Origin of the sequence: Haloferax profundi, from assembly GCF_001469865.1 — an archaeon.
Lineage (GTDB): Archaea > Halobacteriota > Halobacteria > Halobacteriales > Haloferacaceae > Haloferax > Haloferax profundi.
Window position 1 is genome coordinate 1 of record NZ_LOPV01000428.1, and the last position, 7,653, is coordinate 7,653.

The window sequence follows — 7,653 nt, forward strand, 5'->3', positions numbered from 1 at the left end:
CCACGCAAGGGACGACAGTCGACGGCGGCGACCAGACGCTCACCGTCGGAACCTACGCGTCGTTCGTCGACGCACCGAGTACGAGCCCCGGCGTCTGGCTGAAAGACGAGTTCGAGTCCGAGTTCGACGCCACGCTGGAGTGGCAGACACCCGAGGCCGGCGTGAACCACTACATCGAGCGTTCACTCCGCGGTGTCGAGTCCGGAGCAGACCTCTACGTTGGCCTCGACGCGCAGATGCTCGTCCGTATCGACGATAAACTCGACGAGGCACTGTTCACCCCGGCCGAGGGACTCTCGCGCCGCGGCGACGTGAACGAAGAACTCGAATTCGACCCACAGGGCCGCGCGATTCCCTACGACACGGGATACATCTCGCTCGTCTACGACGAGACGCAAGGCGAAGACGGAGCCTTCACCGCCCCGGAGACGTTCGACGGCCTGCTCGAACCCGAATACGCAGGCGCACTCCTCGCACAGAACCCAACGTCGTCGGCGACGGGGCAGGCGTTCTTGCTCCACACTATCGACGCGAAGGGTGAAGACGGCTATCTCGACTACTGGGCGCAGTTGAAGGAAAACGACGTTCGCGTCCTCGGCAACTGGGCCGACTCGTACACCGCCTACTCCAACGGCGAAGCACCGATGGTCGTCTCGTACTCGACCGACCAGGTGTACGCCAACCAATCCGGCGAAGACCTGGCGAAACACCAGATTCGCTTCCTGAACGACCAGGGCTACGCCAACCCCGAGGGGATGGCGACGTTCGCCGACGCCACCGAACCCGACTTAGCCACCGAGTTCATGGACTTCGTCCTTCGCCCCGAGGTGCAAGCCGAAATCGCCGTGCGCAACGTCCAATTCCCGGCGACGACGAACGCCGAACTTCCCGAAGACTTCGCACAGTACGCCCACGAACCCCCGGAGGCAGTCACGTTCTCGTACGACCGTCTCAAGGACAACCTGAGCGACTGGACCGACGCGTGGGCCCAGGAGTTCGCCAGCAAGTGAGCCCACACCGTGGCCACCGAGAGACCCGAACCCTCAGGTGACCGCAGTGTCAGGGTTTCAGGGTGAGACGACGTGAGTACCATCGACACACTCACTGACGCGACACGGACGCCGATTCGGTGGGTCACCCGAACCCTCGAACAGCGACTGCTCTCGTTCGTCGCAGTCCTCACCGCCGTCGTCCTCTTCGTCCTCTTTTACTACCCCGTCGCGACTGTCTTCGTCGACGCCGTCGTCGACGACGGTGCGTTCACGCTCGAACCTCTCACCGAGATTCTAACGAGCGAGTTCTACCTCGTCGACATCATCTGGTTCACGGCGAAGCAGGCGTTCTACTCGACGCTCGCCAGTCTCGCCCTCGGCCTCCCGGCGGCGTGGTTGTTCGCCCGCTTCGAGTTCCCGGGTCGTGAGACGCTTCGCTCGCTCACCATCCTCCCGTTCGTCATGCCCTCCATCATGGTCGCTATCGGGTTCGTGGCGACGTTCGGGCGCAACGGGACGCTCAACCGTGCGCTCACCGCCGTCGGCCTCCCCCCAGTCGAACTGCTGTTCACGCTCGAAGCCATCATCATCGCGCACGCCTTCTACAACGCACCGCTCGTCGCTCGCGTCGTGACTGCCGCGTGGGAGAGCGTCGACGCTCGCGCCGTCGAGACTGCTCGTTCCCTCGGTGCGAATCCCCGCCGCGCGTTCCGCGACGTGGTCCTCCCGCAACTCCTCCCATCGGTCGGTATCGGCGCGACGCTGACGTTCATCTTCACCTTCGCGTCGTTCCCCATCGTCCTCGCACTCGGCGGGTTCCAACTGGCGACCATCGAGGTGTTCGTCTTCGCGAAGGTCCGTGACCTCGCGTACGCCGAGGCAGCGAGTCTCGCCGTCATCGAGACGGTCATCTCGCTCACGCTGACGGCGGCGTACCTCAGTTACGAGGGGAGACAGCGCGCCGCGGGCGGGGCGGCGAATCCGCTTCCACGCCAGTCAGTCGTGCCGACGACGTGGTCGCCGAAGTCCGCGCTTCGGACCGTCGGTATCGCCGCGTACACCGTCGTCGTCGGCCTCGTGTTCATCGTCCCCATCGCCAGCATGATTCTCGCGAGTGTCACCGGTGCCGACGGTGGACTCACCCTCGAACACTACGCTTTCCTCGCCGAACGACAGGCGACGGGAGCGACGTATCAAGTCAAGCCGCTGCCCGCAATCTGGAACTCGCTCCTCTTCGCGGCTGGAACGCTCCTCGTCGCCGTTCCGATGGGTGTGACGATGGCCATCCTCACGACCCGACGCTACCGTGGACGGACGCTCATCGACGCCCTCGCGATGGCCCCCTTCGCCGTCTCGGGAATCGTCGTCGGCCTCGGCCTCCTGCGTGGTCTGGTCTTCGGTGTCGACGTGTTCGGCACGCGTATCCGCGTGACTGGTGCACTCGCTATCGTCGCCGCCCACGCAGTCGGCGCGTATCCGTTCGTCACGCGAAACGTCGCACCGCTGTTCTCTCGCCTCGACGACCGACTCGTGGAGTCGGCGCGGAGTCTCGGGGCGACCCGAACCCGCGCACTCTTCGACGTAGAACTGCCTCTCGTCTGGACTGGCGTCGTCGCGGGCGCGGCCTTCGCCGTCGCCATCAGCATCGGCGAGTTCGACTCCACGATTATCCTCGCAGAAGGCGCTGGTCGGTACACCATGCCCGTCGCCGTCGAGCGACTACTGGGTCGCCGACTCGGTCCCGCGACGGCGATGGGATGTGTCCTCCTCCTCGTCACGTCGGTGAGTTTCTTCGTCGTCGACCGATTCGGCGGCCGGTGGGGTGAACTATGAGTGGCCAGCGAAATCGACCGGAGAACTCGGCCAGTGTGAAGCGGCCGAACGGGGCGAAGAGGCCATCCGAGGAGGCGGAGAGTTTTACCCGTCGCCAGAAGACTGAGAGACGTGACCCCGGAGGACAACCTGTGAAACTCGAACTCGACGGCGTGTCGAAGCGCTACGGGACGGCGACGGCACTGGATTCAGTGTCACTCACCGTCGACGATGGCGAGTTCTTCACGCTCGTCGGCCCCTCCGGATGTGGGAAGACGACGACGCTCCGCTGTATCGCCGGATTCGAGTCGCCGACTGCGGGCACGGTTCGCTTCGACGGCGAGTCGATGGACGGGGTTCCACCCGAAGCGAGGGGGGTCGGCGTCGTCTTCCAGAACTACGCGCTGTTCCCGCACATGAGCGTCGGCGAGAACGTCGCCTACGGTCTCAGGTTCGTGGACCCTCCGGGAGGCGTCACCCGCGACGAACGCGTCGCAGAACTCCTCGAACTCGTGGATCTCGCGGGGTTCGAAGACCGCGACCCCGACTCTCTGTCCGGCGGGCAACAACAGCGTGTCGCCCTCGCGCGCGCCCTCGCACCCGGTCCGGACATCCTCCTCCTCGACGAACCAATGTCGGCGCTGGACGCCCGCCTGCGTGAGCGACTCCGTCAACAGGTCAAGCGCATCCAGTCGGAACTCGGCGTCACGACAGTCTACGTCACCCACGACCAATCGGAAGCACTGGCAGTCTCTGACCGCGTCGCCGTCCTCAACCGTGGGCGCGTCGAGCAGGTCGGTGAACCCCGCGACGTGTACCATCGGCCCCACACCGAGTTCGTCGCAGAGTTCGTCGGCGAGAACAACGTCTTCCACGGTGTCGTCAGACGCAGTCTGACGGGCCAGCGAGCTTCGCCCGGCGACGTCGTGGAGTCTCGACTGGACCCAGAGGGCGTCGTCGTCGAGGTCGACGGGCACTCGTTCACCCTCGAGGGTGTCGACAAATCAGTCGGTGAGTCACTCACGTTCTGCGTCCGCCCGGAGAACCTCCGGACCGGGACCGAGACGAACCAGATTCGTGGAACCATCACCGGCACGGAGTTCCAGGGTGCGACCACCCGTCTCGGCCTCGACTGGGAGAAGACCGAACTGACCGTCGTCGTCGCGGACGACGGCGACACCACGTACGAGGTGGGTCAGGAACTCGTCGTCGGATTCGACCCCGACGCGGCACACGTCGTCGAGTGAGACGCTCCGTGGGCGACAGCGGTCAAATAGCGACGTGCGCAGGAAGAAGAAGACGCGTTAGGGTGCGACGCCGACGGTGAGCAGCGTTCCGAAGGTCCGGTAGCGGTCGACCATGTCTTGGCGCGTCTCCCAACTGTCGGTCGGGAACTCGTCTGCGGGTGGAATCTCGATATCCATGTCTGCAATCGAATCCTGTTCGGCGACGTAGAGACCCGCGTCGCGGAACGCCTGCCGGTACTCCTCGTGGGACCACCGCGTCATCTCGATGGAGATGTTGTCCTGCCACTCGTGGGAGTGGACGTTCTCTTCGTAGTAGTTGACCGCACAGTAGAAGGTGCCGCCGGGTTTGAGGATGCGAGCGACCTCTTCGAGCGTGTGGTGTGGGTCGGGCGCGTAGTAGAACGCCTCCATCGACCAGACGTGGTCGACGCTGTCGTCGGCGAAGGGCAGGTCGTCGAAGTCGCCGACGAGGTACGTGATGTTCTCGGTGTCGGTGTACTCGCGGGCGTTCTGAACCATCTCCGGCGACCCGTCGAGGCCGACACCACGGCCGATGTGTTTCGTGTCGGAGAGGGCCCGAAGGGCGTAGCCACTGCCGGTTCCGAGGTCGACGATGCTGTCGCCTTCTTCGACCGGCATCCGGGCGAGGGCGTGTTTCGCCGTGTGCCAGTGTCGGTCCTCCATCCCTTTGTCGCGGCCATCGGCCGCCCAGGCGTCGAACTCGTCGCGAACGCTCATATTCGCACCACGGCGTGGGAGGACAAAATGGGTTCGAAGCACGGTCGGGAGATAGTGACGGTGCAGTCGGAAGACGACACCCAGCGGAGGCACGCCATTTAATTACTGCCGTCGCTACGACCGGAGTATGGTCGGAGTACGCCGCCGATTCGCCCTCGCCGACACGGCACAGCAGGTCGTCGGCGGGTTCCTCCTCGCGGGACCGTTCGTCGTGACCGAGGAGGTGTGGGTGCTCGCGCGAGGGATGTCTCTCGTCCAAGCCATTCTCACGTTCGTCATCGTCCTCGCTGTCGGGTATGGCGCACTCTACAAGGCAGACGACCGGGACCCGGACAAAGAAAAAGAAGTCGGCGGTATCCCGATTCGGTTCATCTCGCTCATCAGCGTCTCGTACCTCTCGGTGTTCATCCTCGCACTCGCGTTCGACGCGCCGGGAACGTTCCTGTCTGACGTGTCGGGAACTGTCCTGTTCGACGCGTTCGGCCTCGAACTCGACCTCGCCGTCCTCCGCATCACGCTCAAAGCGACGAGTGTCGGCGCGGTGTTCAGCGTCATCGGTGCGGCGACGGCAGACACGCTGTACTGAGCGTCTGTCTCGCCCGACCGTTCTGCCGACGAGAACACCACGTGGCCGTGTGATTCTGCCCCGAGCGGGGCGAAATGGCATGAAGGATTAAGTTCGCTGAGTATCTGCTTTGGGTATGGATTACGAGCTCGCCATCGAAGAGACGCCCGAGACGATTTCGGGCGGGACAGGTATCTTGCTTCTTCATCCGAGTATCGGCGAGACTGACCGCATCGACACCGACTTCTTCAAAGTCGACACCGACAACTTCCTCGTCGTCTCGACGCGGACCACCGCGCGAGAAGTCGAACAGAAGTTAGAGCACTACGAAGTGGACGAGTCCCGTGCGACCATCCTCGACACACTCTCTATCGAACGCGGTTACTCTCGACGGAGCGGCGAGAATATCTACTACGTCGCCGCCCCGGACGACTTAGACGCAATCGTCGAAAAGACGCGACAGTTCCTCGAACGCCACGACGGGAAACTCCGACTCAGCGTGGATTCGGTGACCGAGATGGCCTACTACGCCGACGTGGACCGCGCGTTCGAGGCCACGAAGCGCATTCTGGCTCTTCTCGACGAGTACGACGCAGTCGGTCTCTTCCATCTCTCGAAAGAAGTCCACGACGAAGAGACACTCCAGCGATTCCGCGACCTGTTCGACGGTGTCGTGGACCTCCACGAAGACGGAACCGTCACGACCGACTTCTAACGAACAGACATCGGGAAGACACTCTTGCAGCGGCGTGTAAAACAGCCTTCTGACCGAGTTCTACTCGGGCGAATTACGGTCGTCGCCGGCGTCGGCTAACTGCTCGAACGTCTTTTGCGCCCACCGGACCGCGTAGGTCGGGCCGTGGTCGACGTAGGCGGCCGTATCCAGCGCCGCGAACGGCGCAGGAAGGTCGCGGCCGTGTTTGATGGCCGAACAGGCGAACTCGGTCGCCTCGGCGAACGACAGTCGGCCCGTGGCCACGAGTCGCGGGAGGTTCGCGAGTCTGTCGTCGAGTCGTTCGCCCGCGTCGACCCACGCGTCGTACAGTCGGTCGTGGCGGCCCTCCCACGACGCGAACTCGTCGCGCGTGTGGAGGCCGACCCACCCCTCGTAGAGTGCGGCAGCGACCTGATACACGTCGTTCGGACCGAGTGGCACCGCGTCCGCGAGGTCACGATACTGCTCGCCGAAGAACGGCAGGAAGTGTTCGGGTACGTCGTCGGTGCCAGCCTGGACGAGTGCCTCGGCGACGAGGAAGTCCAGGAAGTCCTCCGGCGTCCCCTTCGCGCGGTACTTCACGAGGACTGTCGGTGGCGTAGTTTGCCGAGTCCACGTGACGGTTCCGTCACCAGGCATCCCGATGGTGAAGTCCGACGAGGCGTACCGTCGAAGCGCCTGCGGCGCGTCTGCTGGTAGCCACTCTTGAGGGTACGCCGCCGGTGAGAGTGACTCGACCACGAGGCCGAGATTCTCGGCGGCCTCCGGGGGGATGGTGTCGAAGTCCCCGGCCACGTCGACGACGAGTGCGTCTGGTGCGTACTCGTCGCGAATCGATTCGAGGTCCGACGGCAGCGTGCGCGTCTCGAACATCTCCTCAGGCGAGGCTCATACCGACGAACACGACGGCCAGGAGGGCCGACACGCCGATGGTACCGAGCACGATTTTCGTCGCTTGGCTCATGATGACACGGTTACTGCCCCCTGCGCTTAAACCCTTACAGTCTGTCGTCGGGCGAATCTCCAGTCGAAACGAAGGGGTTCGGGGACAGTCACCACGGATAGCTCTCTCACAGTTCAGCGGCCTCACAGGAGAAGACATCGACCGGCGTCGTCAGGGGACGAGTTGCTCGCCGTCGTCGTCGACGATGCGGATGGCCTCGACGGGACAGACGCGGGCCGCGAACTTCGCGTCGAACTCGGCGTCTTCGGGAACCTCGCGGACGAACACGCCGTCGTCGGTCTCTTCTGCGCCTTCGAGGTCGGCCTTCCCGTCGTCGAGGTTCTTCTGGAACGCGTCCCACTCGTCGACACACTGGAAGATACCGATGCAGGTGTCACGGTCGTACTCGACTCTCATATCGCCACTTTCCGCCGGGCCGTACATAGCCCTGCCGACGCACCCCGACTCGATTCTGTCGGTCACCACGACCCGATGGCTTAAACCGAAAGACGGTCCAAGAGAGACGCAATGCGAACAGCGGACCTGACGGGCCTGCCAGCGGGTGTCTCCGAGGCCCTCCACGACGAGGGCATCGAGGAACTGTACCCGCCGCAGGCCGAGGCCGTCGAGGCCGGCCTGAC

9 protein-coding genes are annotated in these 7,653 nt (G+C 64.1%); 5 read left to right on the forward strand and 4 right to left on the reverse strand.

What is annotated here, in order from left to right:
* The 3 genes from AUR66_RS14345 to AUR66_RS14355 form a co-directional block, all read left to right on the forward strand.
* Positions 1-1,010, forward strand: a 1,010-nt coding sequence (locus AUR66_RS14345; protein WP_058572961.1) for a thiamine ABC transporter substrate-binding protein, incomplete at its 5' end; no start/stop codon positions are given.
* 81 nt (positions 1,011-1,091) lie between these two features.
* The gene (locus AUR66_RS14350) at positions 1,092-2,825 is read left to right on the forward strand and encodes an ABC transporter permease (RefSeq protein WP_058572967.1); all 1,734 of its coding nucleotides are present in this window, start codon (positions 1,092-1,094) and stop codon (positions 2,823-2,825) included.
* A 131-nt stretch (positions 2,826-2,956) separates the two neighbouring features.
* Positions 2,957-4,051 (forward strand): ABC transporter ATP-binding protein, encoded by a 1,095-nt coding sequence (locus AUR66_RS14355; protein WP_058572962.1) that lies wholly within the window; start codon positions 2,957-2,959, stop codon positions 4,049-4,051.
* 57 nt (positions 4,052-4,108) lie between these two features.
* Here AUR66_RS14355 and AUR66_RS14360 read toward each other — a convergent pair whose 3' ends face one another.
* Positions 4,109-4,789 (reverse strand): class I SAM-dependent methyltransferase, encoded by a 681-nt coding sequence (locus tag AUR66_RS14360; protein WP_058572963.1) that lies wholly within the window; start codon positions 4,787-4,789, stop codon positions 4,109-4,111.
* 127 nt (positions 4,790-4,916) lie between these two features.
* On the opposite strand from AUR66_RS14360, the gene AUR66_RS14365 reads away from it, so the two are divergent.
* The gene (locus tag AUR66_RS14365) at positions 4,917-5,375 is read left to right on the forward strand and encodes a DUF2391 family protein (protein ID WP_058572964.1); all 459 of its coding nucleotides are present in this window, start codon (positions 4,917-4,919) and stop codon (positions 5,373-5,375) included.
* A gap of 115 nt (positions 5,376-5,490) precedes the next feature.
* Complete coding sequence (locus tag AUR66_RS14370) at positions 5,491-6,069, forward strand: DUF7090 family protein (protein WP_058572965.1); 579 nt, start codon at positions 5,491-5,493, stop codon at positions 6,067-6,069.
* A gap of 60 nt (positions 6,070-6,129) precedes the next feature.
* Here AUR66_RS14370 and AUR66_RS14375 read toward each other — a convergent pair whose 3' ends face one another.
* From AUR66_RS14375 to AUR66_RS14380, 3 genes are read right to left on the reverse strand one after another with little or no spacing between them, the layout of a single operon-like run.
* Positions 6,130-6,942, reverse strand: a complete 813-nt coding sequence (locus tag AUR66_RS14375; protein WP_058572966.1) for a DUF7089 family protein — start codon at positions 6,940-6,942, stop codon at positions 6,130-6,132.
* Positions 6,943-6,946: 4 nt separating this feature from the next.
* On the reverse strand, positions 6,947-7,171 hold the full coding sequence (locus AUR66_RS23360; RefSeq protein ID WP_449271643.1) for a hypothetical protein: 225 nt from the start codon (positions 7,169-7,171) through the stop codon (positions 6,947-6,949).
* 12 nt (positions 7,172-7,183) lie between these two features.
* Complete coding sequence (locus tag AUR66_RS14380; protein ID WP_058572968.1) at positions 7,184-7,429, reverse strand: ferredoxin; 246 nt, start codon at positions 7,427-7,429, stop codon at positions 7,184-7,186.
* Positions 7,430-7,653: the final 224 nt, after the last annotated feature.

Coding starts and splice junctions, on each gene's coding strand:
- AUR66_RS14360 (WP_058572963.1), bottom strand. CDS start 4,789: ATGAGCGTTCGCGACGAGTTCGACGCCTGGGCGGCCGATGGCCGCGAC.
- AUR66_RS14365 (WP_058572964.1), top strand. CDS start 4,917: ATGGTCGGAGTACGCCGCCGATTCGCCCTCGCCGACACGGCACAGCAG.
- AUR66_RS14370 (WP_058572965.1), top strand. CDS start 5,491: ATGGATTACGAGCTCGCCATCGAAGAGACGCCCGAGACGATTTCGGGC.
- AUR66_RS14375 (WP_058572966.1), bottom strand. CDS start 6,942: ATGTTCGAGACGCGCACGCTGCCGTCGGACCTCGAATCGATTCGCGAC.
- AUR66_RS23360 (WP_449271643.1), bottom strand. CDS start 7,171: ATGTCTTCTCCTGTGAGGCCGCTGAACTGTGAGAGAGCTATCCGTGGT.
- AUR66_RS14380 (WP_058572968.1), bottom strand. CDS start 7,429: ATGAGAGTCGAGTACGACCGTGACACCTGCATCGGTATCTTCCAGTGT.